At 63.7% G+C, this 17019-nt stretch carries 10 protein-coding genes; 6 read left to right on the top strand and 4 right to left on the bottom strand.

Translation table 11 applies throughout. The annotated features are described in order from the left end of the window. Window positions 1-92 precede the first annotated feature (92 nt). Window positions 93-1286: a glycogen synthase gene (glgA, locus tag E6X30_RS00965; RefSeq protein WP_316335552.1), complete on the top strand. Its 1194-nt coding sequence runs from the start codon at window positions 93-95 to the stop codon at window positions 1284-1286. Here the strand turns inward: glgA and E6X30_RS00970 are convergent. Beyond that, window positions 1256-2044: a hypothetical protein gene (locus E6X30_RS00970; RefSeq protein WP_259893287.1), complete on the bottom strand. Its 789-nt coding sequence runs from the start codon at window positions 2042-2044 to the stop codon at window positions 1256-1258. The two genes, glgA and E6X30_RS00970, sit on opposite strands and share 31 nt — an antisense overlap. After that, a complete protein-coding gene (locus E6X30_RS00975; protein WP_259893286.1) occupies window positions 2041-3573 on the bottom strand; it encodes an RNB domain-containing ribonuclease in 1533 nt (510 codons plus the stop codon). The genes E6X30_RS00970 and E6X30_RS00975 overlap by 4 nt, the downstream gene beginning before the upstream one ends. Window positions 3574-3638: 65 nt before the next feature. On the opposite strand from E6X30_RS00975, the gene E6X30_RS00980 reads away from it, so the two are divergent. From E6X30_RS00980 to E6X30_RS01000, 5 genes are all read left to right on the top strand, one after another. Continuing rightward, window positions 3639-4433 (top strand): ABC transporter ATP-binding protein, encoded by a 795-nt coding sequence (locus E6X30_RS00980; protein ID WP_259893285.1) that lies wholly within the window; start codon window positions 3639-3641, stop codon window positions 4431-4433. Beyond that, entirely contained in the window at window positions 4430-5251 is an 822-nt protein-coding gene (locus E6X30_RS00985) for a TrmH family RNA methyltransferase (protein ID WP_396334958.1), read from the top strand. Before E6X30_RS00980 ends, E6X30_RS00985 begins: the two co-directional genes overlap by 4 nt. A 150-nt stretch (window positions 5252-5401) precedes the next feature. Next, window positions 5402-6196 (top strand): hypothetical protein, encoded by a 795-nt coding sequence (locus tag E6X30_RS00990; RefSeq protein ID WP_259913623.1) that lies wholly within the window; start codon window positions 5402-5404, stop codon window positions 6194-6196. Next, the gene (locus tag E6X30_RS00995; RefSeq protein ID WP_259893282.1) at window positions 6196-8004 is read left to right on the top strand and encodes a DNA polymerase Y family protein; all 1809 of its coding nucleotides are present in this window, start codon (window positions 6196-6198) and stop codon (window positions 8002-8004) included. The genes E6X30_RS00990 and E6X30_RS00995 overlap by 1 nt, the downstream gene beginning before the upstream one ends. 119 nt (window positions 8005-8123) lie before the next feature. Next, window positions 8124-11660, top strand: a complete 3537-nt coding sequence (locus E6X30_RS01000; RefSeq protein WP_316335553.1) for an error-prone DNA polymerase — start codon at window positions 8124-8126, stop codon at window positions 11658-11660. Here the strand turns inward: E6X30_RS01000 and E6X30_RS01005 are convergent. Both E6X30_RS01005 and E6X30_RS01010 read right to left on the bottom strand, forming a co-directional pair. Next, the gene (locus E6X30_RS01005; RefSeq protein WP_259874008.1) at window positions 11657-14248 is read right to left on the bottom strand and encodes a YhgE/Pip domain-containing protein; all 2592 of its coding nucleotides are present in this window, start codon (window positions 14246-14248) and stop codon (window positions 11657-11659) included. The two genes, E6X30_RS01000 and E6X30_RS01005, sit on opposite strands and share 4 nt — an antisense overlap. Continuing rightward, window positions 14245-16995: an MMPL family transporter gene (locus E6X30_RS01010; protein WP_316335554.1), complete on the bottom strand. Its 2751-nt coding sequence runs from the start codon at window positions 16993-16995 to the stop codon at window positions 14245-14247. The genes E6X30_RS01005 and E6X30_RS01010 overlap by 4 nt, the downstream gene beginning before the upstream one ends. Window positions 16996-17019: the final 24 nt, after the last annotated feature.

Genomic DNA, 17019 nt, shown 5'->3' on the forward strand with positions numbered 1-17019 from the left:
ACTATCATGACAATGCGGAGGGCGAACAGCCAGCAGGTGCAGCGCCCAGCCCGTTTCGCCCTTGACGTCTCACCTAGGTAGGCAGTTCCGTAATGCGCGTTGACATCCTGACGAAGGAATACCCACCCGCGATCTATGGAGGCGCTGGCGTTCACGTCGATGAGCTCAGCAAGGTTCTTCGAAGCCGCATCGACGTACGCGTACGTTGTTTCGGCGAAGAACGCAGCGAAGCCGGCGTCCAGGCCTATTCCGTCCCCGAAACCCTCGCCAGCGCTAACTCCGCCCTCCAGACCTTCGGTGTCGACCTCGCCATGGCGCAAGACTGCGCTGGTGCGGACCTCGTACACTCCCATACCTGGTACGCAAACTTTGCCGGGTTCACCGCACAGCAACTCCACGCGATTCCCCACGTGCTTTCTGCTCACTCCCTCGAGCCACTGCGCCCCTGGAAAGCCGAGCAGCTGCAAGGCGGGTACAGACTTAGCTCTTTTGCGGAAAAAACCGCTTACGAGAACGCCGACGGCATCATCGCCGTCTCGGGGGGAATGCGCGAGGACATCCTCCGCTCATACCCGAAAGTAGATCCCGCGCGCGTCCACGTCGTGCATAACGGCATCGATGTCACCGCGTGGAAGCCGAATCCCTCGACCGATGTTCACGAGCGATACGGCATCGACCCTCATGCCCCCACCGTCATCTTCGTTGGACGAATCACGCGCCAAAAGGGGCTGCCGTTCCTGCTGCGCGCCCTCGCCACCCTCGATCACGGCGTCCAGGTCATTCTGTGTGCTGGCGCTCCAGATACTCCGGAAATCGCCGCCGAAGTCGAGCAGCTCGTCGCCACGCTCAAATCTGAACGAGAGGGCGTTTTCCTTATTTCGGAGATGCTCCCGCGTCACGAACTCACGCAGCTACTCTCGCACGCCACCACATTCGTGTGCCCGTCGGTGTACGAGCCGCTCGGCATCGTTAATCTCGAAGCAATGGCCTGCGGTATCCCCGTCGTTGGCACCGCCACCGGCGGTATCCCCGAAGTGATTGTCGATGGCGAAACTGGCATTCTCGTACCGATCGACCAGGTGAATGACGGCACCGGCGCGCCCGTGAATCCGAATAAGTTCGTCGGGGACCTTTCCGATGCCCTCAACGAGATCCTCTCGAACCCGCAGCGCGCCCGCACGTGGGGCGCTGCCGCACAAAAGCGCGCACGCGATCACTTCTCGTGGGAATCCATCGCCGATCGCACCGTTGAGGTTTACAACGCCGTTCTTGGCGCAGATGCGTAGCTGAGCGTGAGGGCAAGCACCTCGCGTCCCTCCCGTGCGAGAAACCGCAACTCCTCGAGAGATTTCTGCGCACCCGCATCTGACGAGGTCGTTGCCTGCGCGATCGCGGCCTCTGCAAGCGATACCAATCGCCCGGCGAGCCTCGCGGCGTGCACATGCGTATCGGGCATGCCCCGTGGAGGTTCGACCAGAACAAACCCCTGAGGGAGCGCCTCCGGCCTCACGGGCTCCTCGGGAATGAGGTCGTATTCGACAAGCCGCTCATGGGTCTGTGAAAGGGCTCTATAGAGGCGCTCACGCGCGCTGGCTGCATCCGATGCCGCAACGGGAATCGGTGTCGGCGCCACGTCGAGCCTTGCGATGTCGAGAGTGCGTGCCTCAGCATGCCGGGCAGGGGCGACGGTCAGCAGATGCTGTGCGATAGCACCGTCTCCAACCGTGAGAGCTTGCCCGCCCGCGAGCGCCGCCATCACACCTCGCGGGCCGCCGGCGATTCCGGCGATCCTTCCGGGCTCGGGCAAGACGACCGTGAGCGTGGGCATGGCGAGGGCACGCACGTCGAGAATCCACGCGAGCGTGTCGAAGTGCGCGCCACCGAAAGGACCAAAGCCCGAATCAAGGAGATCAGCGGCCTCCTCGATCGGCACGTCCCGGCGCAGTGCGGCTCCCGCAAACAACGACAGCGCACCGAGGTAGGGCGCCGGAATGAGGTTCTGCAGAGACGTAGGCGCTTTCGATGTCGAGGCGATGATTCTCATGCGGGCGTCGGACCCTGCGCACCGTCCGTGCCACGCGCGCGACCTGCGCTCACGACCGAGAACTCCGCCCAGTTCCGAGACTCTTCCACCCGTTCAAGGCGCGCTTTCACGCGCGTGCCTATCGGAAGGTTCTCCCCGTCAATCCACCGCGCCACCGGGGGATTGCTGAACTGAACTTCGATTCGATCGGGGCGAGCATTCGAAGGGTTCGATCCGCCATCGGTCGCGGGCCTGAAGTCGAGCACCGTGCCCTCGAATTCACTTCCCACAAGCGTCGAAAGAACACCGATTTCGGCGATTTCGCGCGCCTTCTTCTCCACTGCCGAGTGGCGTTGCTGGGCGCTGTGCATGAGCGAGGGGAGCTCCGGCAACGCCGCACGAATGCGATCATCGAGCGGTGCTCCCGTCTTGAGGCTGTGGCAGATATGGAGCACGAAACGGTCGACGAGGCGGCGCAGGGGCGCGGTGGTGTGCGCATACGGGGCCGCTATCGCCGATTGTTCGAGAACCTCCGGAAGTGTGCCGTCGAACGCCTCGTATCCCGCCCCTCGAAAGAGTGATGTCGCCTGGTCAAGGAGGGCAAGGTGGCGCCCCTTGCGCCAGTCGAGAGTGCGAAGGAATTCACCATAGGGGAGATCCTGTGGCCACGGCTCTTTCAGGGCCGCAGCTTGCGCGCGGAAGCGCTCGATCGCCTCGGGAGCTGCCGGAGGCATCGTGCGAAGAATGCCGAGCTTGCCCTCGATCATGATCTGTGCGGCGGCCATCCCCGTCATGAGGGAGATTTGCGCGTTGTGCTCTTCGATTGGCTCGGGCAGGCGCCACTGGAGGTGCACGGAATCGTCATCGGTCACGACTTCCTGTTCAGGCGAGTTGAGCGAAGCTCCTCCACGTTCAATTTCGAGCGCCGCCCGTTTCTCTCCCACCTCGACGAGCAGCTGCATCACACTGCCCGCTTCTCCGCGTTCGAGTGCGCGCTGAACCGCGGCGTAGGCGAGCTTTTCACGATTGCGCACGATGGCGCGCGTAAGGTTCACGTGCGTGACGCTCGCGCGCTCGTCGAGGGAGAAATCCCACACGAAGGCCGGAGTGTCTTTGCCCGGTAGGAGTGAGGCTTCGTCTTCGCAGAGCACGACGGGGTGCAGCGGGATGCGCCGATCAGGTAGGTAGAGCGTGAGGCCACGCTCACGAGTCTCGGCATCGAGAGGCCCGTGAGGCTCGACGAAGAGGGGGACATCGGCAATCGCGTAGCGCACTCGGTAGCCCGTGCCGTCGCGCTCAATGTGGAGGGCCTGATCGAGATCCGTTGAGCTTTCGGGATCAAGGGTCACGAACTCGATTGCGGTGAGGTCCTCGTGCTGTGCCGCATGCTCTCTCCAGGTGCGAGCTGCACTCTCGGCCTCGGCGAGGGCGGCCTCGGGGTACGTGGTATCGATGCCAGACTTTTCGAGTGCCTCATCGATTCGTGCCGCGACTGTGGTGAGCGGCGCTTTCTTGCGGTCGCCGGGCATTGAGAGGCGTTGAACGGGCACAGTTCACTCCTTGGAATAACGGTCCGCTTTAGTGTAGTGAGCATCGCCTGCCGTAGGCTGGAGGCATGGTTGCTGTGTGCTCATTGAGCGATGTTGTAGTGCGCCGTGGCGCAAAGACTCTTCTGGATCACGTTGACTTCCGTGCCTGTGAAGGCGAGCGGTGGGTCGTGCTTGGCCCGAATGGTGCGGGCAAGTCCACCCTCATTCGCCTGCTCGCGTCGCGACTGCACCCCACAAGCGGGAGCGTGCAGATTCTCGAGGAAAAGCTCGGGCGGGTCGATGTGTTCGAGCTTCGCCCCCTGATTGGCCTCTCCAGCCAGGAGCTCGCCGAGACGATTCCCGCACAGGAGACGTGCCTCAATGTTGTCATGACGGCCGGCTACGCAGTCGTGGGCCGCTGGCGCGAAACGTACGAGAGTGAGGATGAGCAGCGTGCCCGCATGCTTCTTGGCGCGTTTGGGGTAGCTCCGCTCGCTGAGCGCACGTTTGGCTCTCTCTCCACCGGGGAGAAGAAGCGCGTGCTTTCCGCCCGTGCGCTCATGACCGATCCCGAGCTGCTTCTCCTCGACGAGCCCGCTTCGGGCCTCGATGTGGGAGGCCGAGAAGAACTCGTGCGCTCACTTGGGGCTCTCGCAAAGGATCCCGCGACCCCCGTCACGATCATGGTGACGCACCATCTTGAAGAGATCCCCACGGGGTTCACCCATGCACTTTTGCTGCGCGAGGGACGGGTTGTCGCCTCGGGGCCAATCGCCGAGACCCTTACTTCGCAGAACCTGACCCGCACCTTCGGCCTCCCACTCGCTCTTGAAGAGCGCGATGGTCGTTATTTCGCGACGGCAGTTCCGCTTACGCAATGAGCCTCGTCTCGATGAGCGCGCACGCGGATCATCCGCTGCTCGCCGATTACGTGTCGATGACCGACGTCAAGCTGCGCTCGTGCCTCGAGGTTGAGCGCGGCTTGTTCATGGCTGAAAGCTACAACGTGATCGAACGGGCCCTCGAGGCAGGCGCCACGCCACGATCGTTCATGATGAGCGAGAAGTGGCTCGAAAAATTCTCGCCCCTTTTTTCGCGCTTCCCCGATACTCCCGTTTTTGTGGGCAGCGAAGCTGAGCTCGAGGAAACGACGGGCTTTCACGTGCATCGCGGCGCTCTCGCTTCGATGCAGCGACCGAAGGAGCGCTCCGTCGAATCTGTCATTGAGGGGGCGCGCACCGTGGCCGTGCTCGAGAACATCGTGGATCACACGAACGTCGGCGCGATGTTCCGAAGTGCGGCCGCCCTCGGCGTGGATGCGGTTCTCGTCTCGCCTTCTGCAGCGGACCCGCTGTACAGGCGCGCGATTCGAGTCTCGATGGGCACGGTCTTTCAGGTGCCGTGGGCGCGCTTTGAGTCATGGCCTCGCGGAGGAGTGGACCTCCTGCGTGCGCGCGGTTTCGATACGCTCGCACTTGCACTCACGGAGAATTCTCGCCCGCTGCACGAGGTTGATCTCTCGGCTTCACGCAAGGTGGCCTTCGTTCTTGGCACCGAGGGGCATGGGCTCACCGAGCAGACTCTTCGCGCCGTAGATGAGAGCGTGATTATCCCCATGAGCGGTGGCGTCGATTCACTCAATGTCGCCGCGGCGAGCGCAGTCGTGTTCTGGCAGCGCGAGGTATCTATGCGCGCGTGAGGTGCGTGCGAGTTTAAATGTCTCACCCCTCCCCACAATGGGAACGTGCGTTCGATACTGGCGCAAAGGCTCCCGGATCACTCTTGATCCTGCACCCTTTTCACCCTAGTATTCGAACACGTGTTCTATTTCGCGTGAGTGGGGAGGGCAATGTCCGCACATGCTTCTGTAGCGCCGCGCATCGCGGCGGATCCGCAACGCCTCGCGCTCGCACAGTCAGTCCTCGGGAAGGCAGAGGCGAAAACTCAGCGCGAGCGCGGCCCAGTGCATGGGGAGGAACTCGAGCGCAGCGGGCACTCGTTCCCCGTTCCCCGGGCTCTCGAGGAACTCATTTCGCGAGGTGAGGTGCGGGCGGGTAGCAGCATCGAGGTGACGGGGCCGTGCGGAACGTCGCTCGCTCTTGCACTCGCGGCGGCCGCCATGGGGGAGGAGTCCTGGTGTGCCCTCGTGGGTATGCCCCACGTGGGGATCGCCGCGTGCGCCGATATCGGCGTAGATCCGCGGCGCACCGCTCTTATCCCCGATCCAGGGGCGCAACTTTCTTCCGTGCTCTCCGCGCTCATCGATGGCATCGAGGTGATTGTTCTCGGTGCTGATCTCGCTCTCACACCCGCGCAGTGGCGCACGGCAAAAAATCGCGCGCGCACACAGGGATCCCTACTCATTCGTCTGGGGGAAGCACGCTGCGACCTCGCCGTGCAGTCCTCCTCGCCTCACTGGGTGGGGCTTGCGCGCGGCTCGGGCAGGCTCAGGTTTCGCAGCGCTCGTGTCGCGGCATGTGGCAGGGGGGTTGCGGGGTCCAGTTCAGCAATGGAGATTCGTATTCCGACGCCTGCCGGGGCGCTCGCGAGCGCGCCGCGCACGGCGGTGCCCACCCCGCGCAGGGGCAAAGCACCCGCTCGGGCGCGCGCGACGCTCACACTCGTGCAATCGGGGAATCGATGATGGCACAGTCCACGCGCACCGCATGCGTGTACATCGATAATTGGCCTGTCCTTGCCGCGATTGAGAGGTACGAGCGCGCCGGTGAGAAAGTTCCGAACGAGATCGCGATTATGGAACATCACCGTGTTGCCGCTGCCAGCCCCTCGGCCATGCACGCCGGTGTCGCACTTGGCATGAAGAAGCGTTCTGCCGAGGCCTTATGCCCGCACATCGCGATTGTGGAACGCGATCTCGATGCCGAGTGGCGCGTTTTTGAAAGCGTGTGCTCCGCCGTAGATACTGTTGCCTCGGGGATCGAACCTCTTGGGCCGGGAACGCTCTTGCTTCATGCGCGAGGTCCATCTCGACACGCCGGGGGAGAACACGCTCTCGTCCGTGCTCTCCTCGATGCCGTCGCCGACCATACGGGCTGGGAGAGCTCCGTGGGAATCGCCGACGGCCCACTCGCCGCCATTCTTGCGGCTCGCTCCGGGCGCATCATACTTCCGGGAGAATCGGCGCGTTTCCTCGCCCCCTTCCCCATAGAAGCGCTCGAGCACGCCCCCGTGGGGGCGGGGAAACGCTTTTGCACACCCGGGGTTTTCGAGGGGCCCGCGCACGTAGCCGAGTTCATCAGCGTGCTTCGCCGCCTCGGCATCACCTCTCTCGGCGCGCTGAGCGAGCTTCCGCACTCCTCGGTGAATGAGCGTTTTGGGCCGCTCGGTGCGCTCCTGCACACCCTCGCGTGCGGAGGCGAACCAGGCGAAGGGGAGCGCGTGCGGCCCGCTCAGCCAATCCTCGTCGAGCGTCACCTCGATCCGCCGCTCGAGCGCGTCGATCAAGCTGCGTTTATCGCGCGCCCCCTTGCCGAGGAGCTCGCCGAAAAGCTGCGAAAACACGGCCTTATGTGCACGCGGCTTCGCATTATCGCGCGCGGTGAGAACGGGAGCGAAATTGAGCGCACGTGGCGCCATGAGGGAGCCTTGAGCATCGATGACGTCGTGGATCGCGTGCGTTGGCAGTGTGACGGGTGGATACTCGCTGCCGAACGGGGGGCCTCACGCCCGGGCGATCCTCGCGAGGGCCAAACAGCAGCCGCGCCCATCGTTCACGTGCAACTCATTCCCGTGCACACCGAAAGTGCGGGGGAGTACGCGCAGCGGCTGTGGGGGCACGCAAGCACGGCCGAAAAGCGCGCCGCGCGGGCCCTCACGCGTGTGCAATCACTAGCGGGGGAGGAGTCCGTTCTTGTCCCTGCCGAAAAGGCGGGCCGTTTTTTGAGCGAGGCGATCACGGTGCGGCCCTTTCGCGCGGTACGCGTGCGCGAGCACCGCGAGGGGCCGTGGGTGGGTTCTTTTTCGCGCCCCTTGCCTGCCACGGTTTTTACTGAGCGGATCACCGCGCGCCTCCTATGCGAGGGGCAAGCGGTCTACGTGAGTGCACGGGGACTGCTCACCGGCACGCCTGCGCACCTCGTTCTCACGCATGCGGAAAATGGCGTGAGCGCCGAGGGCGCGGCACACGCGAACGTCTGCGCGCACGATGCGGCAGGATCCAGGAGCGCAGCCGTAGCCGCGAAAGGCGACGTTGGACGTAGCCGGAAAGGGGAGGAGCCTGCGCCGCTTCCCGCCGCGCTTCGCCACCTCGGCTACGAGAGGCTGCTCCCCATCGCGCACTACGGCCCTCCCATCCTCCTTGATCAGCGGTGGTGGTCCGAAGGCGCGGGAAGCCGTAGGAGCGCGCGGCTTCAGATCGTGCTCGAGGGAGGGGAGGCACTTGCCCTACTCTCACGCGAGCGCGCGTGGGAGGTGGAGGCACTCTATGACTAGGGCTGTTTTGATGACTGCGGGTGTCGTGACGGGCGACTGTTTTGCGTGGGTCCTATGTGACGCACGTGAACGTGGTGGATTGTGCGTCTTGCCGGGTGAACATGAGTGCAGGGACAGGCATGAGTAAGTGGTTTCTTGGCCCGCCATCGTGGCGCGACCTCGAGGCGGTGTTGAGCGATCGGCCGGTTCCCGTGCGTCCCACGGTGACGGTTGTGAACGCGGGCACTCCACACGAAAGGGAACACCCGCGAGGGCAAAGCTCACGCCTGCATGCCCCAGCCCTCAATGCCGAGCTCGACATCCCCTTTGCCGAGCTTCACGCGCATTCGCACTTCAGCTTTCTCGACGGAGCCTCGAGCCCGGAGGACATGGTTGCCGAAGCTTCACGGCTCGGTCTGCGCGGCCTCGCACTCATCGACCACGATGGATTTTACGGAGCCATCCGCTTCATGAAGGCGGCGTCGGAAGCCGGCCTGCCCACGATCTACGGCGCTGAACTGACGCTTCCCACAGGGTTTACAGCCGGACTCCCGGGGCCGTCCGCATGCCCCTCTCCGCTTCGTGCGGCTGCGGCAAGCGCGCCACGCACGGGCAGCGCTGATCCCGAGGGCGAACACCTCGTGCTTCTCGCGCGTGGGGTGGCGGGGTACCGAAGGCTTTCGTCCCTCATAGCGCGTGCGCACCTTGCCGGCCCCGGCAAGGGCACGCCGCTCTACAGTGCTGCAGGCGTGGTCGAGGCGCTCACAAGCGGCGACATCGTCGTTCTCACGGGGTGCCGAAAATCCCCATTTACGCAAGAGCTCCTTGCTCTCCTCCCGCAAGGCGACCTAGAGCAATCGGCGTATGCAGCCGCGCGCGGAATCGAGGCCGCACTTCGCGCAACCGGCACGCTTGAAGCCGCGGGTACTCCCGCCCGCGATGGCGGAGCCCCGCGTGTGATCGTGGAACTTCCCCTCACAGGCGATTCCCTCGAATCCGAACTTCACGACGCGCTCGTGCAAGGTGCACGCATCGTGCGAGAAGAACACGGTTTAAGCGAAGCCGAGTTGCCCGTCGCTCTCACCTCCAACGCGCACTACGCACGCCCGGAACACAAGCACCTCGCGGATGTCCACGCCGCACTTCGCGCACGGCGCAGCCTCGCTGACGCGGACCCTTTCCTCCCATCGCGTCTGGCCCATCTCAGAAGCGGAGCGGAGCTTGCACAACTCGTGCCGCGCTACCCGCGCGCGATCACGACCGCCGCGCATCTCTCCTCGAGCCTCGCGTTCGATCTCTCCCTCGTCGCTCCACACCTTCCTCCTGCGCCCACCCCCGAGGGCCACAGCGAGGAAAGCTGGCTTCGGGCCCTCACCGAACGTCTCGGCGAGGCGCGCTACGGGCCGAGGGCGAACCCGCGCCTCGAGGGAGCGTGGGAACAGATCGATCATGAGCTTCGCATCATCACTGAGCTCGGCTTTCCCGGCTATTTTCTTATCGTCTACGACATCGTCGAGTTTTGCCGCGCACACGAGATTCTGTGCCAGGGGAGAGGCTCGGCCGCGAATTCCGCCGTGTGCTACTGCCTCGGTATCACGTCGGTTGATCCGGTCTTTCACGGACTACTGTTCGAGCGTTTTCTCGCTCCCGAGCGCGATGGCCCACCGGATATCGACGTCGATATCGCCGCGGACCGGCGCGAGGAGGTCATCCAATACGTCTTCACACGCTACGGGCGCGAGAACGCCGCGCAGGTCGCGAACGTCATCTCGTATAAGGCGAGGCTCGCGGTCCGCGATGCGGCACGAGCACTCGGCTATAGCGTGGGGCAGCAGGATGCGTACGCAAAGATGATCGAACGATCCTTTTCGTCTTTACGCGAGGCGAATATCCCCGAGGACGTGAAGACCCTTGCCGCCCAGCTTCGGGATGCTCCGCGACACCTCGGGATCCACTCGGGCGGGATGGTGCTGTGCGATCGGCCCGTCATTGATGTCGTGCCGATCGAACACGCGCGCATGCAAGGCCGAACGGTCGTGCAGTGGGACAAAGACGATTGCGCGGATGCGGGACTCGTGAAATTCGATCTCCTTGGCCTCGGTATGCTCACGGCCATTGACCACGCTTTCTCGATCATCGAACAAGTCCACCAAGAGTCGTTGACCCTCGCGAGCATCCCGCAAGAGGACCCGGCGCTGTACGACATGCTGTGCAGGGGCGATGCCGTGGGGGTGTTCCAAGTGGAGTCGCGCGCACAAATCGCGACTCTGCCTCGCCTCAAGCCGCGTGAGTTTTATGACCTCGTCGTCGAGGTCGCCCTCATTCGCCCTGGGCCCATCCAGGGTGGAAGCGTGCACCCGTACTTGCGCAGGCGTTCCGGCGCCGAGGACGTCACCTATCTTCACCCTCTTCTCGAGAAATCCCTCGGCCGCACTCTCGGGGTGCCGCTCTTCCAGGAGCAGCTCATGCAGATGATGGTCGACCTCGCGGACTTTACGCCTTCGCAAGCCGACCAGCTACGCCGCGCGATGGGGTCGAAGCGTTCAACTCAAAAGATGGCGGCGATGCGCGAGGCAATGTTTGACGGAATGGCGAAAAACGGCCTTACCGCCGAGCAATGCGAGCTTGTTTACCGCAAAATTCTCGCATTCGCGAGCTATGGCTTTCCCGAGTCGCATGCGTACTCTTTCGCCTACCTCGTGTATGCGAGCGCTTTCCTCAAGTGCCACTTTCCTGCAGCCTTCACGGCCGCGCTCCTGCGGAGTCAGCCGATGGGGTTTTATTCACCTCAGTCACTCGTCTCGGACGCCCGCCGACACGGGGTTGAGGTGAGGGGAGTGGACATCGCCTACAGCGACGCCTGGGCAAATCTCGAGGTCGATGCCGAGCACTCGGCCCCAACTTTCGCCGAGCGCGCAGAGGCGTGCGAGGGCGGGCATCCACCGCAGGTCTGTGGCAGCGAGGCCGCGCGCGGGCCGGTGATTCGCCTTGGACTCGAGTCGGTGCGCGGGATCTCGCGCGCATTCGCCAAGGAGATATGCGAGGAGCGTGCGCGCGCTCCCTTTCGGTCAATTGCCGATCTTGCGCATCGCACGGGCGTGAACACGCATCAGCTCGAGGCGCTTGCGACGGCGGGGGCGCTTGACTCACTCGCCCCCTCAAGGCGCGCAGCTTTGTGGAGTGCGGGTGCGGCGGGAAGCGTGAAACCCGGGACGATCCCGGGCCTCGCCCTCGCGCACAACGCTCCCACGCTTCCCGGAATGAGCGATGCCGAACTCATGGCAGCAGACACATGGGCCACGGGAGTCTCTCCCACGCGCCACCCGTTCACGCTTGCTCGCGAGGAACTCCTCGAAAGCAGCGTGCTTCGCATCGAGGACGCCAAGAAAGTCGAGCACGGCACGCGGGTATGGACGGCAGGACTCATCACGCATCGCCAGCGTCCCGCGACCGCTACGGGCATCACGTTCCTTGGCCTCGAGGATGAAACCGGGATTCTCAACGTCGTGTGCTCACACGGCTTCTGGAGGGCCAACAGGGCGCTCCTTCGCACGGCGCCCGCGGTCCGTTTGCGCGGCCTCGTGGAGCGCAATGAGGATGGCGTCGTAAGCTTCCTCGCCGATGCCGTCGAACCGCAGTCGCTCAACGCGACCACGACCTCGAGGAACTTTTGCTAGCCCGCGGCGCGTGCAACCCCTATGCTCGGCGACTGACGGGGAGCCGAAGAAGGCTTCACTCGGCGAGCCCCACGCGAAAACACGAGCGTCACTGCGAAGCTTACGGCGGCAAAGAGGGCGAGTTCCGCGAGTGTCGTTCCGGTCGAGACGATCGCACCACCGAGGGCAGCACTCACGAGGCCCTGGGAGGCAACGGTGAGCGGCATGAACGCGGTGAGAGATTGCAAGAGCGAGGGGGCGCTCTCGAGGGGAAGGATCCCCACGAGGGAAACGACCTGGAGCACGAGGACGATGATTGACACAACTCGGCCTACTCGCGCGCCAAACACGGTCAGGAGCATCTGATGCACGATCGCGAAGCACAGAGCCGCGGCAATCGTGATCGCAGCAACCGACGCGAGCGAGGCTACGGGGACACCAAAGACCACGAGCAGGCCGATCACCAAAAGCGCTTGGAGAGCGGCAAGGACGAGGGGCCACAGAAGCGAGAGTAGCGCCACCCGCCACATGGGAAGAGCCGAATTGAGGAACCGCTCGCGAAGCGCCGGCCACACAAGGAAGATCCCGAATGCTCCGAGCCACAGGCCGAGGGCCGCGACAAACGGGAACGTGGCCACCGCGCCGCCATCGGCTTCGTTTTCACGCGAGGTCGAAAGCGTCACAGCCTTCGTGCTCACCTCTGCGAGATGCGTACGTTCACTCTCGGAGTAGCTCGGCACCTGATCGGCACCGTCACGAAGTCCAGTCCAGAGTTCGCGGCTGCCGTCCGCGAGGCGGCGAGTGCCGTCGGAAAGCTGAGTTGTTCCCTCGGCAAGACCATGCGCACCTTCTGAAAGGGGGGCGGTGCCCGTGGCGAGCTTCGAGGTACCGTTCGCGAGCTCGTCGGCGCCGTCGGCAAGCTGTCCCGTGCCCGAGGAAAGCTCACTCGTGCCCTCTGCGAGCCCCTTGGCTCCCTCATCGACCTGGGCGGCGCCAGTCGAAAGCTTTGCGGCACCGTCAGCAAGTTGCGCTGCCCCGCCGCGAGAGGCATCTACGCCATCGGCGACCTGCGTCGCTCCAGGGGCGAGCTGCGCCGCGCCATCTCCGAGCTTCGCGATCCCACCGTTCAGCTGATTGATGCCGTCTACGAGCTGAGGTGCAGCGTCAGCGGAGGCCATCGCACCGTCGGCGAGCTTTTGCGCGCTTGGTGTAAGGCCCGGGTTTTCGCGTGATCCGTCGCCCTCGAAAACGGTGTCGACGGCCTTTGGAACAACGTGATCGGACAGTGCCGACCGCACTCCGTTCACGCCTTCCTCACTCATCTGAGTGAGCCCGCTACACATGTCCTCCAGTCCCGCGACACGCGGGTCCCCGCTCAAGCGTGGGTCGACGCTAAAGGCCTGTTCGAGTTCCGTACAGCTCGCGGCGAGTGTGTTCATCGATTCCGCGAAGCCCGGTTGACCGTCGCGCCCCGTGTCGAATGCTTGATCGATACCGTGCTGAAGACCCTGCGTGAGTCCCTCTTGGGCTTGGGGGAGTCCTGAAGCGTACTGATCGAGGCCTTCCGCCAGCTGTTGCGCGCCCTCGGCGAGTCCGGGATTTTCCGCGCTGCCGTCACCGTTGACCGCCGACGCGAGCTTTTCGGCGCCCTGGCGAAGCCCGGGCTGCGCGTCAGTGCCGTTGAGTCCCTCGGAAAGCTGGGCAACACCTCCAGAAACCTTATGCGCACCGTCCGACAGCGCACCTAGACCGTTCGAAAGGTCATCCGCACCACCGGAAAGATCATCTGTTCCAGAAGCGAGTGCGCCTGTACCACCCGTGAGCTTGTGTGCTCCATCAGAGAGTTTCTTCGTTCCCTGATCAAGCCCGCGTACGCCATCGGCGAGCTCCCCGGCTCCGTCGTCGAGCGCGACCACGCCGCCGTTCAGCTCATCGACTCCTGTGGCGAGCTTACCTGCGCCGTCGTCGAGCCCTTTCGCACCGTCCGCGAGTTCGTGGGCGCCATCGGACAGTTCCCCCGCGCCGTCGGCGGACTTGGTGAAGCCGTCCTTGAGACTGTTAAAGCCCACGTACACACCATCGAGGTATTGCTTCGCCATCGTGCCGTTAAACTCGCTCGCGATGACCTGTGTAATGGCCTGTCCTACCATCGAGTCGAGCATGCCCGAGGAGTCATTCGTATTGACGATCACGGTAGCCTGGCGAGCATCGGCCTTCCCCATGGTTGCCACATCGTCGCTGAAGTCCTTGGGGATCACCACGACCGCGGAATAGGTGCCGTTCTCAAGCCCGGACTCAGCGTCTTTCTGGGTGGTGAGCTGCCAATCAAAGCCCGCGGAGTCGAGGTTCGCCAAGCTGCCGTCGGAATCTTCGCTCTCCATGGTGCCCGGCTGCGTGAGTGCCCCGGCGAGAAGCCTTCCGAAGGGGACGGTCTGCGTTTTGCCGTCCACCTCCATCTCCGTTCCTTCATCGAGGTTCACCACGGCAGCGGGGACGTTCTCGAAGCCTTCCGCGCGGTCTTTGAGCGCCCATATCCCCACGCTCGCGACGAGGAGCGGCAAAAGCACAACGATGAGGAGGGGCTTTGGGAAGCGAGCGAGAGTTTTCATGCGTATGCCTCCGCATCTGTATTCAATGGCAGGGGGTCGGTGTGGTCGGTGACGAGGGCTGTCAGGGGCAGGACCCGTACACGCGCGGGATCCCGCAGGCGTTCGGTGAAGCTCTCGGTGAGAGCGTCTTGACCAATCACGATTGTCGCCCCGTGCGCAGCGAGCAATTCGAGCCGTTGCGGCGTCGCGTCATCGGCCTCAAGAAGGTCGGAAAGGGATTCGATGACGATAATCCGCGAGTCTCGTTCTCGCACGAGTGCGTGGGCACTTGCGCCTCCGCGGCCTTCGGGGTAGAGCTCAACGTGTGATTGGGCCGCTCCCGTTTCGCCGGGAACCTGACGGTCATATACGAAGAGTGTGCCTGCTGAGGGCTCGAGGCGCGCCGAGAATAGCGCAAGCACACTTGCGCGCGCGTCCACATCTTCGCTTGCGATGAGAGTGATCGATCCCGGGGAGATTGCACCCGAGAGAGGGCCGAGCAGTCCGCGGCCGCTCATGCGCGGAATTTCAACGTCGCGAAGCCGAAGAGCACTGGTGCCCCTCGCTGCCGTCCATTCACGGTGCTCGAGGGCAACCCCGAGTCCCTCACCTTCGACGTCAAGGTGGGGGAGAAGGCGGTCGAGCACAGCGGGGAAGTGCCAAGCGCGATCGCCGAGAAGCGCGAGAACGGCCGGTACGAGTGTCATGCGCACAACGAAAGCGTCCACGAAGACACCGACAGCAAGGGAGAGGGCGATCGGTTGAATCATGTACATAGACCCGGGAATGAAACCCGCGAAGATGAAGATCATGATTGCCGCGGCCGCGATCACCACGGGCGCCGATGCCGTGAACCCTCTCATGATGGCCTGACGGGCATCACGGGTGTGCATGTACTCCTCACGCATGCGGGTCACGAGGAAAACTTCGTAGTCCATCGCGAGGCCGAAGAGCACGCCGAGCGTCATGATCGGCAAAAACGCAATCACGGGGCCCGTGGCTTTCGCCTGAAGGAGGTCCGCACCCCATCCATAGGTGAACACCATAGAGGTCACGCCGAAGGCAGCACCTGCGGAAAGAAGGAATCCGGCCGCAGCCTTGAGGGGCACCCAGATACTTCGGAATACCATCGCGAGCAGCACGAGGGAGAGCCCCACAACGAAGATCGTGAAGGGCAAGAGCGCCTTGTCGAGGCGGTCGGCAATGTCGATAGCAACGGCGGTGGAGCCCGTGACCTTAATGTCGGAGATGCCGAGGTCCTTTTCCCACTGAGGTGCATCGGCACGGAGCTCATCAACGACGCCCTTCGTGCGCTCCGACGTGGGGCCCTCCGTCGGTCGAAGCACCACGACGCCCATGTCGGCACCCATATTGGGCGTGGCAATCTGCACGCTATCAACGCCGTCGATCGCGAGAACATCACGTTTAAGCTCATCCATGACACCGAGTGGGTCCTCGGTGTTGATGATGTCTGCCGTGAGCATGATCGTCGCGTTATGCCCCGCGCCAAATTTCTCGGTCACAATGTCGTAAGCTTCGCGGCCGTAGGAGCCCGGGTCTTCCGTGCCCTGGTCGGGGAGCGCGAGCTCGAGATCTTTGAAGGGAACGGCTACCGCACCGAGTCCCACGGTCACCACGAGAATCGTCACGAGAGGGAAGCGAATGGCGGCACGCACCCAACGCTCGAGTAGGGGCGTGCGGCGAGGGCGTGCGGAGGGGTCCGACGCTTGCGTGGCTGTGCGTTGACGCTGACGTTTGGGGCGAATCCGCTCACCGAAGAGCCCAAGGATGGCGGGCAGCAGTGTGAGCGCGGCGAGCACGTTGCAGACAACCGCGACGGCGGAGACAACGCCCATGACGGTGATGAACGGGATGCCTGTGATGAAAAGGCCCACGAGGGCGATGACGACGGTGAGGCCTGCGAAGATCACGGCGCTTCCGCTTGTAGCGGTCGCGCGTGCGATGGATTCATACGGGTCGAGGCCGCTTCGCAGTTGATCGAGGTGACGCGACACGATGAACAGCGAGTAGTCGATTCCCACGGCGAGACCGAGCATGAGTGCAAGCGTCGGGGTCGCCGAGGAAATGGTAAAGATGCTCGTACCCATGAACATCACGATCATCGAAACGATGATGCCCGTGATGGCGGTGACGATCGGGATGAATGCGGAGCGAACTGCACGGAACACGATGCTGAGCACGATGAGGGCCGCAATAACGCCGAGAACCTCCATGATGCGCATCCCCATTTCGGGGGTCATCGTGACCTGGCCTCCGATGTAGGCATGGAGACCGTTGTCCGCCTCGGTCGTGGAATCGACGATGTCGGTGAGAGAGTCCAGGGTCTCTTTGGGAACAGCATCAAGGTCAGGATCGAGCTGGATGTTCGCGATGATGGCCGTGCCGTCCTCGCTCGTTTCGCCCGGCGTGTCTTTATCGAAGGGGTTCGTCGCCGTTTCGACCCCCTGGACTTGACCGGCCTCTCCCATCGCCTTCGCGATCTCTTTTTCATGCGCGTCGATGGGGGAGCCGTCTTCGCTCACAAAGATGATTTGGCCACCTGTACCACCGAGCTGCGGGAAACGCGTCGCGAGAGAGTCGAGCCCCTCCTGCGCTTCGGTGCCCGGAATACTGAAGGCGTCGTCGAGACCCTTTCCGACCGTGACTGCGCCCGCCGCCGCGAGAACAATAATGGCCAACCAGGCACCGATGACCTTCCACGGCGAACGCGAGGCCCACAGGCCGAGGCGATAGAGAGTCGATGACACGCGGGCTCCTCCACATGGTCAAGG

Source organism: Dermabacter sp. (assembly GCF_032550575.1).
Lineage (GTDB): Bacteria > Actinomycetota > Actinomycetes > Actinomycetales > Dermabacteraceae > Dermabacter > Dermabacter hominis.

Bases quoted from the DNA above. Each gene is read 5' to 3' on its own strand.
- glgA (WP_316335552.1), top strand. From the start codon at position 93: ATGCGCGTTGACATCCTGACGAAGGAATACCCACCCGCGATCTATGGA.
- E6X30_RS00970 (WP_259893287.1), bottom strand. From the start codon at position 2,044: ATGAGAATCATCGCCTCGACATCGAAAGCGCCTACGTCTCTGCAGAAC.
- E6X30_RS00980 (WP_259893285.1), top strand. From the start codon at position 3,639: ATGGTTGCTGTGTGCTCATTGAGCGATGTTGTAGTGCGCCGTGGCGCA.
- E6X30_RS00985 (WP_396334958.1), top strand. From the start codon at position 4,430: ATGAGCCTCGTCTCGATGAGCGCGCACGCGGATCATCCGCTGCTCGCC.
- E6X30_RS00990 (WP_259913623.1), top strand. From the start codon at position 5,402: ATGTCCGCACATGCTTCTGTAGCGCCGCGCATCGCGGCGGATCCGCAA.
- E6X30_RS00995 (WP_259893282.1), top strand. From the start codon at position 6,196: ATGGCACAGTCCACGCGCACCGCATGCGTGTACATCGATAATTGGCCT.
- E6X30_RS01000 (WP_316335553.1), top strand. From the start codon at position 8,124: ATGAGTAAGTGGTTTCTTGGCCCGCCATCGTGGCGCGACCTCGAGGCG.
- E6X30_RS01005 (WP_259874008.1), bottom strand. From the start codon at position 14,248: ATGAAAACTCTCGCTCGCTTCCCAAAGCCCCTCCTCATCGTTGTGCTT.